Annotated in this window: 13 protein-coding genes; 5 read left to right on the plus strand and 8 right to left on the minus strand. The window is 72.5% G+C overall.

The annotated features are described in order from the left end of the window. Positions 1–3 precede the first annotated feature (3 nt). A complete protein-coding gene (locus tag LCN96_RS11585; RefSeq protein ID WP_225272598.1) occupies positions 4–1,167 on the minus strand; it encodes a PP2C family protein-serine/threonine phosphatase in 1,164 nt (387 codons plus the stop codon). A gap of 68 nt (positions 1,168–1,235) precedes the next feature. Here LCN96_RS11585 and LCN96_RS11590 point away from each other — a divergent pair, with 68 nt between their 5' ends. Then, the gene (locus tag LCN96_RS11590) at positions 1,236–3,323 is read left to right on the plus strand and encodes an ATP-binding protein (RefSeq protein WP_225272599.1); all 2,088 of its coding nucleotides are present in this window, start codon (positions 1,236–1,238) and stop codon (positions 3,321–3,323) included. A 48-nt stretch (positions 3,324–3,371) separates the two neighbouring features. On the opposite strand, the gene LCN96_RS11595 is transcribed toward LCN96_RS11590, so the two are convergent. Continuing rightward, complete coding sequence (locus tag LCN96_RS11595; protein ID WP_225272600.1) at positions 3,372–3,821, minus strand: RrF2 family transcriptional regulator; 450 nt, start codon at positions 3,819–3,821, stop codon at positions 3,372–3,374. A gap of 171 nt (positions 3,822–3,992) precedes the next feature. Between LCN96_RS11595 and LCN96_RS11600 the strand changes: the two genes are divergently transcribed. Beyond that, positions 3,993–5,174 carry an ROK family transcriptional regulator gene (locus LCN96_RS11600; protein ID WP_225272601.1) on the plus strand — a complete coding sequence of 394 codons (1,182 nt, stop codon included), beginning with the start codon at positions 3,993–3,995 and terminating at the stop codon, positions 5,172–5,174. Between the two features lie 31 nt (positions 5,175–5,205). On the opposite strand, the gene LCN96_RS11605 is transcribed toward LCN96_RS11600, so the two are convergent. The 4 genes from LCN96_RS11605 to LCN96_RS11620 all read right to left on the minus strand — a co-directional run bounded on the left by LCN96_RS11605 (position 5,206) and on the right by LCN96_RS11620 (position 9,930). Continuing rightward, on the minus strand, positions 5,206–6,687 hold the full coding sequence (locus tag LCN96_RS11605; RefSeq protein WP_225272602.1) for a glycoside hydrolase family 3 protein: 1,482 nt from the start codon (positions 6,685–6,687) through the stop codon (positions 5,206–5,208). A gap of 65 nt (positions 6,688–6,752) precedes the next feature. Further along, positions 6,753–7,604 carry a carbohydrate ABC transporter permease gene (locus LCN96_RS11610; protein ID WP_225272603.1) on the minus strand — a complete coding sequence of 284 codons (852 nt, stop codon included), beginning with the start codon at positions 7,602–7,604 and terminating at the stop codon, positions 6,753–6,755. Then, positions 7,601–8,614, minus strand: coding sequence for a carbohydrate ABC transporter permease (locus LCN96_RS11615; RefSeq protein WP_225272604.1), 1,014 nt, complete (start codon positions 8,612–8,614; stop codon positions 7,601–7,603). The genes LCN96_RS11610 and LCN96_RS11615 overlap by 4 nt, the downstream gene beginning before the upstream one ends. Positions 8,615–8,616: 2 nt before the next feature. Next, entirely contained in the window at positions 8,617–9,930 is a 1,314-nt protein-coding gene (locus LCN96_RS11620) for an extracellular solute-binding protein (protein WP_225272605.1), read from the minus strand. Between the two features lie 136 nt (positions 9,931–10,066). Between LCN96_RS11620 and LCN96_RS11625 the strand changes: the two genes are divergently transcribed. From LCN96_RS11625 to LCN96_RS11635, 3 genes are all read left to right on the plus strand, one after another. Beyond that, entirely contained in the window at positions 10,067–11,215 is a 1,149-nt protein-coding gene (locus LCN96_RS11625) for an ROK family transcriptional regulator (RefSeq protein WP_225272606.1), read from the plus strand. A gap of 12 nt (positions 11,216–11,227) precedes the next feature. After that, positions 11,228–11,878: a M15 family metallopeptidase gene (locus LCN96_RS11630; protein WP_225272607.1), complete on the plus strand. Its 651-nt coding sequence runs from the start codon at positions 11,228–11,230 to the stop codon at positions 11,876–11,878. Positions 11,879–11,952: 74 nt separating this feature from the next. Next, positions 11,953–13,038, plus strand: coding sequence for a carboxylate-amine ligase (locus LCN96_RS11635; protein ID WP_225272608.1), 1,086 nt, complete (start codon positions 11,953–11,955; stop codon positions 13,036–13,038). On the opposite strand, the gene LCN96_RS11640 is transcribed toward LCN96_RS11635, so the two are convergent. Both LCN96_RS11640 and LCN96_RS11645 read right to left on the minus strand, forming a co-directional pair. Then, positions 13,035–13,775 (minus strand): sulfite exporter TauE/SafE family protein, encoded by a 741-nt coding sequence (locus LCN96_RS11640; RefSeq protein ID WP_225272609.1) that lies wholly within the window; start codon positions 13,773–13,775, stop codon positions 13,035–13,037. The two genes, LCN96_RS11635 and LCN96_RS11640, sit on opposite strands and share 4 nt — an antisense overlap. Continuing rightward, positions 13,772–15,526: a gamma-glutamyltransferase family protein gene (locus LCN96_RS11645; RefSeq protein ID WP_225275965.1), complete on the minus strand. Its 1,755-nt coding sequence runs from the start codon at positions 15,524–15,526 to the stop codon at positions 13,772–13,774. Before LCN96_RS11645 ends, LCN96_RS11640 begins: the two co-directional genes overlap by 4 nt. Between the last annotated feature and the right edge of the window lie 21 nt (positions 15,527–15,547).

Below are 15,547 nucleotides of genomic sequence, written 5' to 3' on the forward strand. Positions count from 1 at the left end.
CGGTCAGTCCAGACTGTGCCGGTCCTCATTCTGCCGGTCCCCGCTGTGCCGGTCCTCCGCGACGGGAGTCGGGGCGGGCGGCTCCCGCACGGGGAGGGGCTGGGCCAGGATCAGCGTCAGGTCGTCCGCCGCGTGCGCGCACGACCCGCCGGTGTGCCGCCGCAGCAGCCCCAGCACCTCGCGCATCGACTCCGCCAGCGTGGCCTGCGTCAGCGCCTCGTGCAGGCGCTCGCCGAAGGGCAGCTCGACGCCCTCGCAGCTGCGGGCCTCGGTCAGCCCGTCGGTGAACAGCAGCAGACGGTCGGACGGCAGCAGGCGCACGCGCCACACGTACGGCTCGGGGGACAGGCCGAGAGGCCGGCACGAGCGGGGCGGATGCAGGGCGCGCAGCCGGTTGTCCACCCGCACCGGAGCCGGATGCCCGCAGTTGACCAGCAGCACCCCGCCGGGCACGAACTCGGCCAGCAGCACCGTGACGAAGTCCTCCGGCCCGAGGCTGGGAGCGATGGCGGCGTCCAGGTCCAGAGCCAGCGCGGCCAGGTCGGGCGCGGTGGCCGCGGTGCGGCGGAAGGCCGCCAGAACGGTCGCGCTGAGATGCGCGGCGTCCAGCCCGTGCCCCTTGACGTCGCCGATGACCAGGCGCAGGCCCGTGGGTGTGGCGACGGCGTCGTGCAGGTCGCCGCCGATGCGGGCGGTGGCCGCCGACGAGCGGGTGTGCGCCGCCAGGCCCACCCCGCCCAGCTCGGCGGGGAGCGCGGGGATCATCGCCCACTCCGCGATGCGGGTCATCCTGGCCAGCTCGACGCGGTGGCGGGCGTGGGAGCGCGCCGTCACGTACGCCCACAGGCCGCCGGTGACCACGATCAGCGCGCGTACCAGGTGGTGCGGCAGGGAGCCCTCGTCCACCGCGGGCAGCGGCAGCGCCAGCACCAGGGCGGTGGCGGCGGCCAGCACGGTGTGGCGGACGGCCAGCAGGTGGGCGGCGACCATCGGGCCGACCAGCAGCAGGGCCGACAGGGAGACCGTGGCGTACGCGGCGTCCGCCAGCGCGACCACCACCTCAGCCGCGAGCAGCGCGGGCAGCAGCAGCCGCTGACGGCTGGAGACGATTTGGCGTGGGATGACGCCTCCTCGGGGGGTTGCGATCGCGAGTAGCCACCTTCTCACTTTTAGTGACGGTGCGGGAGCGATTCCGGCAAACTGTGGGACACACCGAGTCCTGTGAGGTGACGCTCATGCAAGTCAGCCAGTGGCAGGGAAACGTCCCCAGCGAGACCACGAGTCTGATCGGTCGCCGCGAGGAGGTGGATGCGGTGCGGGCGCTGCTGGAACGCTCCCGGCTGGTGACGGTCACCGGGGTGGCCGGGGTCGGGAAGACCAGGATCGCCCTGCGGGCCGCCGCCGAGCTGCGGCAGGGCTTCGCCGACGGGGTCTGGGTGGTGGCGCTGTCGCCGCTGGTGGAGGGGAGCGCGCTGCCGTACGCGATCGCGGAGGCGCTGCCGCTGAGCGACCAGAGCTCCCGGCCCGTGACCGAGGTGCTGGCCGACTACCTCGCCGACCGGGAGCTGCTGCTCGTCCTCGACACCTGCGAGCACCTGACCGAGGCGTGCGCGGCGGCGGTCGGGCAACTGCTCGCGGCGGCGCCCCTGCTCCGCGTCCTGGCCACCAGCCGCAGGCCGCTGGGGCGCGCGGAGGAGCAGGTTCTCACGGTGGAGCCGCTGCCGGTCCCGGAGGGCGCCGACTGGCGGGCGGGCGACGCGGTGGAGCTGCTCCTCGACCGCGCCGCCGCGATCGTGCCCGGCTTCGCGATCGGCGAGCACAACCGCGACGCGCTGATGCGGGTGTGCCGGCGGCTGGAAGGGCTGCCGCTGGCCATCGAGCTGGCCGCCGCCCGGCTGCGCGAGCTGTCCCCCCAGCGGCTGGCCGAGCGGCTGGAGGACCGCTTCGCGGTGCTCGGCACGACCGACCACAAGGTGTACGGCGCCGACCCGCCCTGGCACCAGGCCCTGCGCACCGCGATCGGCTGGAGCCACCAGCTCTGCACCCCCGCCGAGCGGCTGCTGTGGGCGCGGGCCTCGGTGTTCGCCGGGGGGATCGACCCGGCCGCGGTGAAGCGGGTCTGCGCCGACGACCGGCTGCCGAGCTGGCAGATCCCGCAGCTGCTCGAATCGCTCGCGGACAAGTCGATCCTCATCTGGGAGCCGACCGGGGCGGGTGACCGCTACCGGATGCTGGACACGATCCGCGAGTTCGGCGCCATCTGGCTGAAGGACCTGGGCCAGGACGAACGCGTCCGGCGCCGGCACCGCGACTACTACCTGGAGCTGGCCAGGGAGGGCGACGCCGCCTGGATCGGCCCCGACCAGTACGCCTGGTACGACCGCATGACCGTCGAGCTGCCCAACCTGCGGGCCGCGCTGCAGTTCGCCCTGGTACGCCCGGAAGGGCAGACCGCGCTGGAGCTGGCAGGGGCGCTGTGGTTCTTCTGGTACCCCTGCGGCTTCCTCCAGGAGGGGCGGCACTTCCTGGAACGGGCGCTGGCCCAGAACCGCGAGCCGGGGCCCGCGCGGCGCAAGGCCCTGTGGGCGTGCGCCCTGGTCCTGGTGTGCCAGGGCGAGGGCGCGCTCGCCGAGAAGCTGGCGACGGAGTGCGCGGCAGAGGCCGAGGCGCAGGGCGACGTGGAGGCGACACTGATGGCCTGGTGCGCCATGAGCTGCGCCCGGATCATCATGGGCGACAACGCGCGCGCCGCCGAGGCGGCCAGGAAGGTGATCGACCAGGAGGCGCGCTCGCTGTTCCTCTTCCCCGTGCTGCTGGCCTACACCAGCTACGGGATGAGCAGGACCATGGTCGGCAGCTTCGAGGACGGCATCGCGGCGCTCGAACGGCTGCGCGCGCTGTGCGACCGGCACGGTGAGCGGTGGCAGCGGGCCTACGGTGACGTGCTGCGCGCCCAGGCCGAGCTGGCCTGCGGGCGGCCGGGGCAGGCGCGGGCGTACGCGACGGCGGCGCTGGAGGTCAAGTGGCGGCTGCACGACAGCCTCGGGATGGCGATGGCCATCGACGTGCTCGCGCCGGCGGCGGTGGCGGCGGGGGAGGGGGAGCGGGCGGCGCGCATGCTGGGGCTGGCCGACCAGATCTGGGACACCGTGGGCAAGCACCAGATCGGCACGCCGGAGCTGGTGGCCACGCGGCGGGCGTGTGAGAGCGAGGTGCGGGGGGTGCTCGGTGATCAGGCCTACGCCAGCGCCTTCAGCGCCGGGCGCGACAGCGACCTGGACGCGGGCGTCGCGTACGCGCTGGGCGCGCCCCCGGCACGGTGAACGCTGCCGGGGCAGGGCATGGGCGGCGCTCGCGTGGCGGTGGGGCGGTCAGTCCCAGGCGGCCGGGTCGGAGGCGAGCTGGCGGATGCGCTCGGGCAGCGCCCCGGAGGCGACCTGCTCCAGCGTGACCTCCTCCAGGATCGACCGCTCGGTGGCCCGCAAGGCGATCCACACCTGCTGCAGCGACTCCGCCGGCCCCCGGTAACCGACGTGCTCGGGCCGCTCGCCGCGGACGTTGGCGAGCGGGCCGTCCACGGCGCGGATGACGTCGGCCAGCGAGATGGCGGAGGCGGGCCTGGCCAGCACGTAGCCGCCCTCCGGCCCGCGCTGGCCGCGCACCAGCCCGGCGCGGCGCATCTGCAGCAGGATGTTCTCCAGGTACTTGGGCGGCATGTCCTGCTCCTTGGCGAGCTCGCCCACGGTGGTCGGGCCTGCACCGGCGGCGGCCAGTTCAGCGGCGGCACGGAGAGCGTAGTCGACACGAGCGGATAGGCGCATGTTCTCGATTATCCCTCCTGGTCAACACTGGTTAGGCGCAAGCTTGCCAGAACGGGCACGAGATCCGATTCCGGCGGGTACGTCCCAGGTGCGGAAATCGGCGTTCACACCAGGCAAGAATGGGGGCGCTAAACTTCCAACAACCTTTTCGATTTGACGGTGGGATTCAGCGTGGAGCGACGCCCTGGTGTGCCCAGATTGCTCAGGGAGATCAACGACCGGGCCGCGCTGGAGCTGTTGCTGGCGACCGGTCCCATGACGCGCGGGCAGATCGGCAATCTGACCGGTCTGTCCAAGGTCACGGCCTCGCAGACGCTGGCCAGGCTCGAGGAGCGCGGGCTGGTCGAGGTGGTCGGCACGCAGGCCGGCGGGCGGGGGCCCAACGCGGCGCTGTACTCGGTGATCGCCTCCAGCGCGTACGTGGCCGGCCTGGAGGTCGGCCCCGAGCTGATCTCCACGGCCGTCGCCGACATCCACGGCAACACGATCGCCGAGGTCACCGTCGCCCCCGACGGCCACGACGACCCCGTCTCGCTGGTGCACGGGGCGATCGTCAAGGCGTGCCGCAGCGCCAAGGTGAGCATCTCCAAGCTGCGCGGCGTCGTCATCGGCACCCCCGGCGTGGTCGATCCGCGCAGCGGCGACATCCGGTTCTCCTTCGACCTGCCCGGCTGGCACGAGGGCATCCACGAGGCCCTGGCGGGCGACCTGCGGCGCGAGGTGACGATCGAGAACGACGTCAACCTCGCCGCCATCGCCGAGCGCGTCGACGGGGCCGCGCAGGGGCTCGACGACTTCGTGCTGCTGTGGGCCAGCCGCGGGCTGGGCCTGGCCATCACGCTCGGCGGCAAGCTGCACCGGGGGCGCTCGGGCAGCGCGGGGGAGATCGGCTACCTGCCGGTGCCCGGGGTGCCGCTGCCGGAGGACATCCGTACGCAGCCGGGGCGGCTGCCCTCGCTGGCCGGCGGTCTGCAGTCGCTGGTCAGCGCCGAGGCGGTGACCGAGCTGGCGCGCGGATACGGGTTCGCCGCCAGCAGCGCGACCGAGTGCGTGAAGGTGGCGGTGGCGGCGGGAGCCGAGGGGGAGCCGCTGCTGGACGAGATCGCGCAGCGGCTGGCCCTGGGGGTGGCCGCGGTGTGCGTGATCCTCGACCCCGGCCTGGTGGTGCTGGCCGGGGAGGTGGGGCACGCCGGTGGCGCCGCGCTGGCGTCCCGGGTGGAGGAGGCCGTGGCCCGGATCTGCCTGGTGCGGCCCCAGATCGTCACGACCACGGTGACGGACAAGAACCCGGTGCTGCGCGGCGCCGTGCTGGCGGCGCTGGACCAGGCACGCGAGGAGCTGCTGGCCTCCTGAGAGACACGCCTGCCCGCCACCCCGGCGGGCCTCAGGCGGTGAGGAGCTCGACGGCCGCCTGGGCGTTGGCGCGGGCGGCGCCGTACGTGGCGATGTACGTGGCGGCGTCCGGCCGCCACACCGGCAGGCCCATCTCGATCACCGTGGTGTCAGGACGGGCGGCCAGTAGCTCCGAGACCAGAGCGCGGCTCTCGTCGTGCCGGTGCGCGTCCTTGACCACCACGACCAGGGAGCGCCCCCCGGCCTTGGCCAGCAGTCCCTGGACGTCGGCGGCGGCCGGCTTGACGCGCACGATCTCGGCGTCCGGCAGCCACGGCCCCACCCCCCACGGCACGTCGCCCACGGCGATGGTCGGCGGCGTGTCCACCTCGATGACGAGGGGCTCGACGAGAGGGGCCGCTGAGCCGGTGAGCCGGACGGCGCGGCGGGCCGCGTGCAGGCCCACCCCGTTCTGCCCGGCCCCGTTCTGGCCGCTCCCGTTGAGCCCGCTCCCGTTGAGCCCGGTCTCCTGGCCCGGCGTGGCGGTCCAGGAGCGCAGCGCGGCCACCCGCGCGGCCGCCTCCTCCAGCCTGGACTCGGGCAGCCGCCCCTCGCGGACGGCGGAGACGATCTCGGCGATGATGGCCCGCACGTCGTCGTAGGTCGGCAGCGGGCCCAGGCACAGCAGGTCCGAGCCGGCCGCGAGGGAGAGCACGGCGCCCCCTGCCAGGCCCACGCTCTTGGTGATCGCGTGCATGTCGAGGGCGTCGGTGACGACCACGCCGTCGTAACCGAGCTCGCCCCTGAGGAGCCCGGTCAGCGCGGCGCCGGACAGCGTGGCGGGCGTCCTGCCCGTCAGCACCGGCACCGCGACGTGCGCGGTCATCACCGACTTGGCCCCCGCCCCGATGGCGGCACGGAACGGGGCCAGCTCCCGCTCCCGCAGCATGTCCAGGCCGACGTCCACGACCGGGACCGCGACGTGGGAGTCCACCCGGGTGGCGCCGTGGCCGGGGAAGTGCTTGACGCAGGCGGCCACGTGCACCGACTGGAGGCCCTCCACGGCGGCGACCGTGTGCCTGGCCACCAGCTCCGGATCGGTGCCGAACGACCTGGTGCCGATCACCGGGTTGTCGGCCTCGGTGTTGACGTCGGCGCTCGGCGCCATGTCCAGGTTGATGCCGCAGGCGGCCAGCTCGCACCCGATGGCCCGGTAGACCCGGCGGGTCAGCTCCACGTCGTCCACGGCCCCCAGCGCCGCGTTGCCCGGGTACGGGCTGCCGACGTGGTAGGCCAGCCGCGTCACGTCCCCGCCCTCCTCGTCGAGCGAGATGACGGGCTCACCGGCTCCCCTCAGCGCGGTGGTCAGGGCGAGCACCTGGCCGGGCTCGGCCACGTTGAAGCCGAAGAGCGTCACGCCGCCGAGGCCGTGCTCCAGCTCGCGCAGCACCCAGTCGGGCGCCGTGGTGCCCTGGAAGGCGACGAGCAGCGTGCCGGCCGCGAGTCGGCGCAGCCCCCGATCACTCTGACTCATGGCTCCTCATCCGTTTCAAGGCAGGGTTGGGTACGGTGCCGGCGGCACCGTACGCGGGAAGGTCGTCAGCCCTTCACGGCCCCGGCGGTCAGGCCGGTGACCATGCGGCGTTGCACCAGCAGGAAGAAGATGACGACCGGGATCGTCATCAGCGTGGAGCCGGCCATGATGGCGCCCCAGTCCACGCCCTTCTGGCCGAAGAAGTACTGCAGGGCGACCGGCATCGTGTACCCCTCGGACCCCGACATCAGGTAGAGGGCGAAGACCAGGTCGTTCCAGGCCGTGATGAAGGAGAAGATGCTGGTGGCCACCAGCCCGGGCGCGACCAGCGGGAAGAGCACCCTCCAGAAGGTCGTCATGCGCCCGGCCCCGTCGATCCAGGCCGCCTCCTCCAGCGACCTGGGCACCGCCGCGACGAACGTGCGCAACATCCACACGGCGAACGGCAGCGTCAGCGCGACCTGGGTGATGATCAGCCCGAGCAGCTGGTCACCGAGCCCCGCCCGCTTGACCATCATGTACAGCGGGATGAGCAGGCCCTCCGCCGGCAACATCTGCACGATCAGCAGCACCACCAGGAACGTGCCGCGCCCCTTGAAGTTGAAGCGGGCGATGGCGGTGGCCGACAGCAGCGCGAACGCGGAGCCGATGACGACGGTGCCGAGCGCCACGATCGCGCTGTTGCGCAGGTAGAGCCAGATGGAGTTGTTCGCGACGCCCTCGGTCAGCACCCGCTCGAAGTGCTCCAGGGTGAAGTGCGTCGGGAACGGGATGAACTCGGTGGTGAAGATCTGGTCGTTGGCCTTGAAGCCGGTGGCGACCATCCAGTAGACGGGGAAGACCGCATAGACGAAGACCGCGATCCCGGCGGCGTTCAGCAGGATCTTGCCGAGCCTCTTGCGTGCGAGCGGGGTCACATCTCCTCCTGCTTCACGATCTGCCTGACGTACACCACGGTGATGATCAGCAGGATGATCGTCAGCACCACGGAGATCGCCGCGCCCGTGCCCAGCTTCTGCGGGGGCTTGAACGCCTCGGCGACGGCGTACATCGACAGGTTGAAGCCGTCACGGTTGGTGGGACCGTTCATGAGCACGTAGAGCTGGCTGAAGCACTTGAAGTCCCAGATGATCGACAGCACCGTCAGCACGGCGAAGACCGGCTTGAGCATCGGCAGCGTGATCTTCCTGAACGTGTGCCACGGCCCTGAGCCGTCCACCTTGGCGGCCTCGTACAGCTCGGCGGGGATGCCCTTGAGCCCGGCCAGCACCGAGACCGCGATGAACGGGAAGCCGGCCCACACCACGCAGACGGTCAGCGCGATGTAGAGGGGGACGGTCTCGTTCAGCCAGGGGGTGCCGGTCCAGCTCTCCTGGCCGTCGGGCGGGGCCGCCAGCCAGTCGGGCAGCAGGTTGAGCGCCCAGTTGACGATGCCGGCCTCGGCGTCGAACAGGGAGCGCCAGATGACGCCCTGCGCCACGGGCGGCACGGCCCAGGCGAACATGCAGCCGACGACCACGAACAGCGACATCTTCTTGCCCAGCCGGTGCAGCAGCACGCCGACCGCGGTGCCCACGATCAGCGTGAGGCTGACGGCGACGAAGGCGAAGGCCACCGTGTTGCGCAGGGCGGACCAGAAGATGTCGTTGGCGAGGATCTTCTCGAAGTTCTCCAGGCCGACCCACTCGGCGGGCCGGGTGCCCCGGATCTGGGCCAGGCCGACCTTCTGGAAGGCCATGATGGACAGCTGGACCATCGGGTAGAGCAGCAGCCCCGCGATGACCACCAGGCCGGGGACGAGCAGCACGTACGGGATGCTCCACACCGGCAGCCCGCTCGCCCGCGCCCTACGGCCGTTCCTGGTACGCCGGTGGCCCGGGGGCGGGGACGAGCCCCTGCCCCGGGCGACCGTTGTCGTGTTCGCCATCGCTACTGGTTCAGGATCTCTTCGAGTTCCTTGTTGGCGTCCGCGAGGGCGGTGTTGGCGTCCTTCTTGCCCTCGATGACGGCGCGTGCCGCGTTCTGCAGCACGGCCTTCGTCGCGTCGGCCTCAGACCAGTTGGGGTCGGCGGGGAAGGCCTTGGCCTTGGCGAACGCCTGCGCGAACGGGCCCTGCGCCGGGTCCTCGTTCATCGCCTGCAGGGTGTCGGGGTAGACGGGCAGCAGGCCGCCCTCCTTGGCGTACCGGTCGGCCCAGGTCTTGCTGGTGGCCAGCTTGATGTACTCCTTGCCGAGGTCCGCCTGCTGGGTGGTGCCCCACAGCGCGATGTCGTTGCCGCCGAAGAAGGAGGGCGCCACGCCGCCGGTCTTGGCGGGCAGCGGGAAGAAGCCGAGCTTGTCGCCCTTCAGCTTGCCCTTGGAGTCCTCCTCGATGCCCGACAGGTCCCAGGCGGCGGTGAGGTACATCGCGACCTTGTTGTTGGCGAAGCGCGTCCGGATGTCCGTGGTGTTCTGCGTCAGGTTCGCCTTACTGGACAGGCCGTCGGTGACCAGGCTGGTGTAGGTGCCGAAGCCCGCGGCGAAGGCCGGCTCGGTGAGCTTGCCGACCCACTTGTCGCCCTCCTTGACGGCGTACTCGCCGCCCTCGGACCAGGCGAAGGCCGCCAGCAGGTGGTTGGCGTCCGAGCCGCCGTTGAAGGCGAAGCCGTCCACGCCCTTCTTCTCGGCCTGGATCTTCTTGGCGGCGGCGACGAGCTCGTCCCAGGTCTTGGGCGTCTCGATCTTGAGCTCTTCGAACCAGTCCTTGCGGTAGAGCACCGCGCGGGCGCCCGCGCCCCACGGGATGGCGTAGATCTCGTTGTCGACGGTCTCGTAGCCGTAGAGGTTCTGGGGGATCTGCGAACGGTCGCCCTCACGGGCGATGTCGGTGATCGGGGTGAGCGCGTCCTGGCTCTGCCACATCGGCACCTGGTCGTTGCCGATCTCGGTCACGTCGGGGCCGGTGCCGGTCGCCGCGGCGGCGAACTTGTCGGCGACCTGCGGCCACGGGATCCACTCCAGCTTGACCTGCGCGCCGGTCTGCTTGGTGAACTCGGCGTTGAGCTCCTCCATGTACTTGGCCGCGGCGGGGTTGCTGTCGCCGAGCCGCCACACGCTGAGCGTCTTGCCGGCGAACGCGGGGCCGGAGGAGGCGGCGGCGCTGGGTGAGGACGAGGGGGGCTGTTCACCGGAGCCACAAGCGGCCAGGCCCAGGGCCAGCGCGGCCGTGGTGACCGTAGTGGCGGTGATCTTAGCGATCCTCACAGGGTTCTCCCTTCCCGGGTGCTGGCCTACGGTCCGCACCAGGCTGATCGTCAAATCCGAACGATGCTGGTAAACTAACAAGAAACTTTCTTAAAAGAAACGCCCGTTAGCCGATCGTGACGAGAAGGGTGCGCCGATGAGCCGAGACCCGGGAACTCCCCGGTTGCTACGCCGGCTGAACGACCGCGCGGCACTCGAACTGCTCCTCGGGGACGGCCCACTCACCCGTGCCGAGCTCGGCGAGCGGACCGGGCTCTCCAAGGTAACGGCAGGTCAGCTCCTCGCGCGCCTGGAGGAGCGGGGGCTGGTGGAGGTCGCGGGCGAGCGCGCGGGAGGCAGGGGGCCGCACGCCGCCCTGTACGCCGTGGTCCCGTCGAGCGCGTACGTGGCCGGCCTGGAGGTCCTGCCCGACAGTCTCACGGTCGGTGTGGCGGACATCACAGGCAGAGTCGTGGTCGAGATCACCGTCAATCCCTCCGACGCTCGCGATCCGGTCAAGGCGGTGCACGCCGCGGTGCAGCGGGCGTGCGACGCCGCCAGCGTCAGCCTCTCGCAACTGCGCGCGTTCGTCATCGGCACGAGAGGCGTCGTCGATCCGGCCACCGGTGACGTGCGCATCTCGGTGGACCTGCCCGCCTGGCACGTCGGCGTGCTGGCCAGCCTGCGCGAGACGCTCGGCACCTCCGTCACCATCGAGAACGACGTCAACCTGGTCGCCCTGGCCGAGCACCGCCACGGTGCGGCCGTCGGCCACGACGACTTCGTGGTCGTCTGGGCAGGCGTCGGCCAGGGCCTCGGCGTCATGCTGGGCGGCCGGCTGCACCGGGGCATCACCGGCGGCGCGGGCGAGATCGGCTGGCTGCCCGTGCCGGGCGAGCCGCTGCCCTCCGACGTCACCCGCCCGCAGACGGGCTCCTTCCAGCGCCTGGTGGGCCACGACGCGCTGCGCGGCCTGGCCGAGGAGCACGGCGTCGCCGGCCACACGGTGCCCGACCTGGTACGCGGCGGCGACGAGAGCTACCTCGACGCCGTGGCCGCCCGGCTGGCCCTGGGCGCGGCGGCCGTCACCGTCGTGCTCGACCCCGGCCTCATCGTGCTCAGCGGCGACATCGGCCGCGCCGGCGGCGAGCGGCTGGCGGCCAAGGTGCAGGAGGCCGTGGCCCGGGTGTGCCCGAGCCGCCCGACCGTCGTCACGACCAGGGTCGCGGGCAACCCGGTGCTGCGCGGCGCCCTGGTGGCCGCGCTCGAACAGGCCCGGGAGCAGGTCTTCTCCGACACTGTGTGAGAATTCTTGCCCATGTGGCAGTCCCCGAACGACGTCGTGCTGATCTCGGACCCCCGCGTGACCTCCATCCCGGTGGAGGAGAGCGGCGAACCGCTCGCGGACGTGCGCGGGCGGCTGCGCGTGGACCCGCGCCTGGCCGACGAGCAGGGCGCCTACGCGCACCTGCGCTCCGGGGTGCTGCGGCGGCTGGAGCACGCGGAGAGCCTGTTGCCCGACGGCTACCACCTGCTGGTCGTCGAGGGGTATCGCCCTGTGGCCACCCAGCGCCGGATCTTCGACGAGTACCGTGCCACGCTCTCCCACCTGCCGCCCGCGGAGTCGTACGTCGCGGCCAGCCGGTACGTCTCACCGGTGGAGGTGGCCCCGCACACCGCCGGCGCCGCCGTGGACCTGACCCTGTGCGCGCCCGACGGCACCGAGTACGACATGGGCACCGAGGTCAACGACAACCCGGAGCAGAGCTGCGGCGCCTGCTACACCGCCGCGCCCAACATCTCCGACGACGCCCGCGCGCACCGCAAGCTGCTCGCCGCCGCCCTGGAGCCCGCCGGGCTGGTCAACTACCCCACCGAGTGGTGGCACTGGTCGTACGGCGACCGCTACTGGGCCATGTCCACCCGCGCCGGCCATGCACTCTACGGCCCCGTGGAGTTCACTGCCTGACAACCGGGTTTTCCGGGGGGTGAGGTAGGGGCACAACTCCCTACGGAGGGTTGGACTCCCAGCGAGGTGTGGGCATGGTTGCGCTCATCGGGATCGAAGAGGAGTACCTCATCGTCGATCCCCGCACCCGCCACGTGACTCCCCGGGCGGCCGAGGTCCTGGCCGCCGCGACGGACATGCTCGACGTGGTGCACGAAATCACCCGATTCCAGGTGGAGGCTCGCACGCCGCCCTCCGCCGACCTGAGCGAGCTGGGCTCGCAGTTGCGTGCCGCGCGCAAGGAGGTGGCGGGGGCGGCCCGCTCCTGCGGCCTGGCGGTCGTCGCCAGCGGCATCCCCGTCCTGGGCAACGTCATGCAGCCGCCGCTCACCGACGACGACCGCTACCACCAGGGCCGCACGCTCTACCGGGCGCTGCAGGACGAGATCAGCATCTGCGCCCTCCACGTGCACGTGGACGTGCCCGACGCCGAGCACGCCGTCTACGTGGGCAACCACTTACGGCCGTGGCTGCCGACGCTGATCGCGCTGGCCGCCAACTCGCCGTTCTTCGTGGGGCGCGACACCGGCTACGCCTCGTGGAGGGTGATCAGCTGGGGCCGGTGGCCGGTCTCGGGCGCGCCTCCGTACTTCCCGTCGTACGGGGCGTACGAGCTGGCCCTGCGGGCGCTGGCGGACTCGGGCGTGCTGCTCGACCCCAAGACCGTCTACTGGGACACCCGGCCGTCGCCCCGCCTGCCCACCGTGGAGATCAGGGTGGCCGACGTGCCGCTCGACGTGGCCGACAGCCTCACCCTGATCGGGCTCATCCGCGGGCTGGTGGTCACGGCCCTGTCGGCCGTCGCGCGCGGCGACCGCGGGCAGCCCGTGCCGGCCGAGGTGCTGCGTGCCGCCTACTGGCGGGCCGCCCGCTACGGGCTGCAGGGCGACAGCCTGGACGTGCGGCACAACACGCTCGTGCCGGCGGCGGTGCTGGCCGGGCGCCTCCTGGAGCACGTACGCCCGGCGCTGGCCGAGGCCGGCGACCTGACCTTCATCCAGGAGGGCCTCGACCGGCTGCTGCGCAAGGGGTCGGGGGCCATGCGGCAGCGGCGGGCGTACGCGCGGGGCAACCACCTCGAAGAGGTGGTGGACGACCTCATCGAGGCCACCGTCGCCTAGTGCAGGGCGAGCGCGACGGCCACCCCCAGGCCGAACGCGACGACCACGCCCCGCAGCACCTTGGCGGGCATCAGCTTGGCCAGGCGGGTGCCGAGGAAGCCGCCCGCCAGGCTGGCCGGCGCGATGATCGCCGCGGCCGTCCACTCCACGGGCCCGAACAGTGAGAACGCCACGACCGAGACCGAGCTGACGACCAGCGACAGCACGGCCCGCACGGCGTTGACGCGATGCAGGTTGTCGTGCAGGAACAGGCCGAGCACGGTCAGCAGCACCACGCCCATGCCGCCGTTGAAGTAGGCGCCGTAGCAGCCGCCGAGGAACGTTCCAGCGTAGACCAGCCGGCTGGTCCGGCCGTCCTCCTGGCCCCCGATGAGCTGGCGCAGCCACGGCTGCGCCAGCAGGGCGAGGCTGGCGAAGGCCACCAGCCACGGCACCATCGACTCGAACAGCTTGCCCGGCGTGAGCAGCAGCAGCGAGCTGCCCACGCAGGCCCCCAGCACCGCCGTCACCGACAGCAGGGTGGCCCTGCGCCGCTGTCCCCGCAGCTCGGCCCGGTAGCCGAGCACACCCCCCAGATAGCCGGGCCACAACGCCACCGCGTTGGTGACGGTGGCGGTCAGGCCCGGGTAACCCAGCGCCAGGAGGGCGGGGAACGAGATGAGCGTCCCTCCGCCCGCCAGGGCGTTCACCACACCGGCCAGCAGGCCGGCACCGACCAGGAAGAGCAGGTCGGTCATCGGCCGGCAGCGTAGCCCTGGGCGCCACGCGGGTTGGCGGCGGCCTTGAGGAAGGCGCCGTCACGGGCGACCGCGCTCAGCCTGCCGAGCGACCACGGGCCCTGCACCTCGACCTCGTGCCCGCGCCGGCGCAGCTCCGCTATGACGCCCGGATCCACCCGGTCCTCCACGTGCACCACGCCGGGGCGGGAGCCGCGCGGGAAGAACGAGCTGGGGAAGTGCTCGGTGTGGAACATGGGGGCGTCCACGGCCTCCTGCAGGTTGAGCTTGCCGTGGACGACCGCGAGGAAGAAGTTCAGGCTCCACTGGTCCTGCTGGTCGCCGCCGGGGGTGCCGAACGCCAGCCACGGCTTGCCGTCCCTGAGCGCGAACGACGGCGACAGCGTCGTACGGGGGCGCGTGCCGGGGCGCAGCGCGGTGGCCACGTCCTCCTGCAGCCAGAACATCTGGGCCCGGGTGCCCAGGCAGAAGCCCAGCTCCGGGATGGTGGGGGAGCTCTGCAGCCAGCCGCCGCTGGGGGTGGCCGACACCATGTTGCCGAAGCGGTCCACGACGTCCACGTGGCACGTGTCGCCCTTGACCATGCCGTCCTTGGAGACCGTGGGCTCGCCGACGCCCTGCGGCTTGCGGGCGCCGGACAGGCCGGGGGCGTCGCTCAGCGTGCCGGGGTCGGGGAAGACGGGCAGCCGGGGCGCCCGCCCGCCGGGGGCTCCCGGCCGCAGCTCCAGGCTGGCCTCGGCGCCGATCAGCCGCCGCCGCTCGGCGTTGTAGGCCGGGCTCAGCAGGTCGGCCATGGGCACGTCGGTGTCGCCGTACCAGGCCTCGCGGTCGGCGAAGGCCAGCTTGGCGGCCTCCGTCACCGTGTGCAGGTAGTCGGCGCCGAGGAAGTCCATGCCGTCCAGGTCGTACCCGTCGAGCAGGGCGAGCTGCTGCAGGAACGCGGGCCCCTGGCCCCACGGGCCGGTCTTGGCCACCGTGTGACCCCGGTAGTCGAAGGTCAGCGGCTCCTCCACCGAGGCCGACCAGCCCGCCAGGTCGTCGCCCGTGAGCAGGCCGCCGTGCACCTCGCCCGAGCTGTCCCGCCAGGCCGTCGTCGCGCTGAACTCGGCGATCGCCTCGGCGACGAAGCCCTCGTACCAGGCCTTCCTGGCGGCGGCGAGCTGGCCCTCGCGGGTGCTCGACGCGGCCTCGGCCTCCGCGACCACCCGGCGGTAGGTGGCGGCCAGCACGGGGTTGGCCAGCTTGGAGCCGGGCTCGGGAACGTTCCCGCCCGGCAGCCAGGTGGCCGCCGACGTGGGCCAGTCCTGCGTGAACAGCTCCCGCACCGACGCGATCGTGGCCGAGATCCGCTCCAGCACCGGCACGCCGTGCTCGGCGTAGTGAATGGCGGGCGCCAGCACGTCGGCCAGCGACCAGGTGCCCCAGCGCTCCAGCATCAGCATCCAGCCGCCGAACGCCCCCGGCACGGTCGCCGCCAGCAGCCCGGTGCCGGGCACGACGTCCAGGCCCAGCTCGGCGAAGCGTTCGATCGTGGCCGCGGCGGGGGCCACGCCCTGACCGCACACGACCGACACCTTCTGCTCGGCCTCGCTCCACAACAGGATCGGCACCTCGCCGCCGGGGCCGTTCAGGTGCGGCTCGGCGACCTGCAGCACGAATCCGGCGGCCACCGCGGCGTCGAACGCGTTGCCGCCGCGCTCCAGGACGCCCATGCCGGTGGCGGAGGCCAGCCAGTGGGTGCTGGCGACCATGCCGAAGTCGCCCGACAGCTC

Source organism: Nonomuraea gerenzanensis (assembly GCF_020215645.1).
GTDB classification, from domain to species: Bacteria; Actinomycetota; Actinomycetes; order Streptosporangiales; family Streptosporangiaceae; genus Nonomuraea; species Nonomuraea gerenzanensis.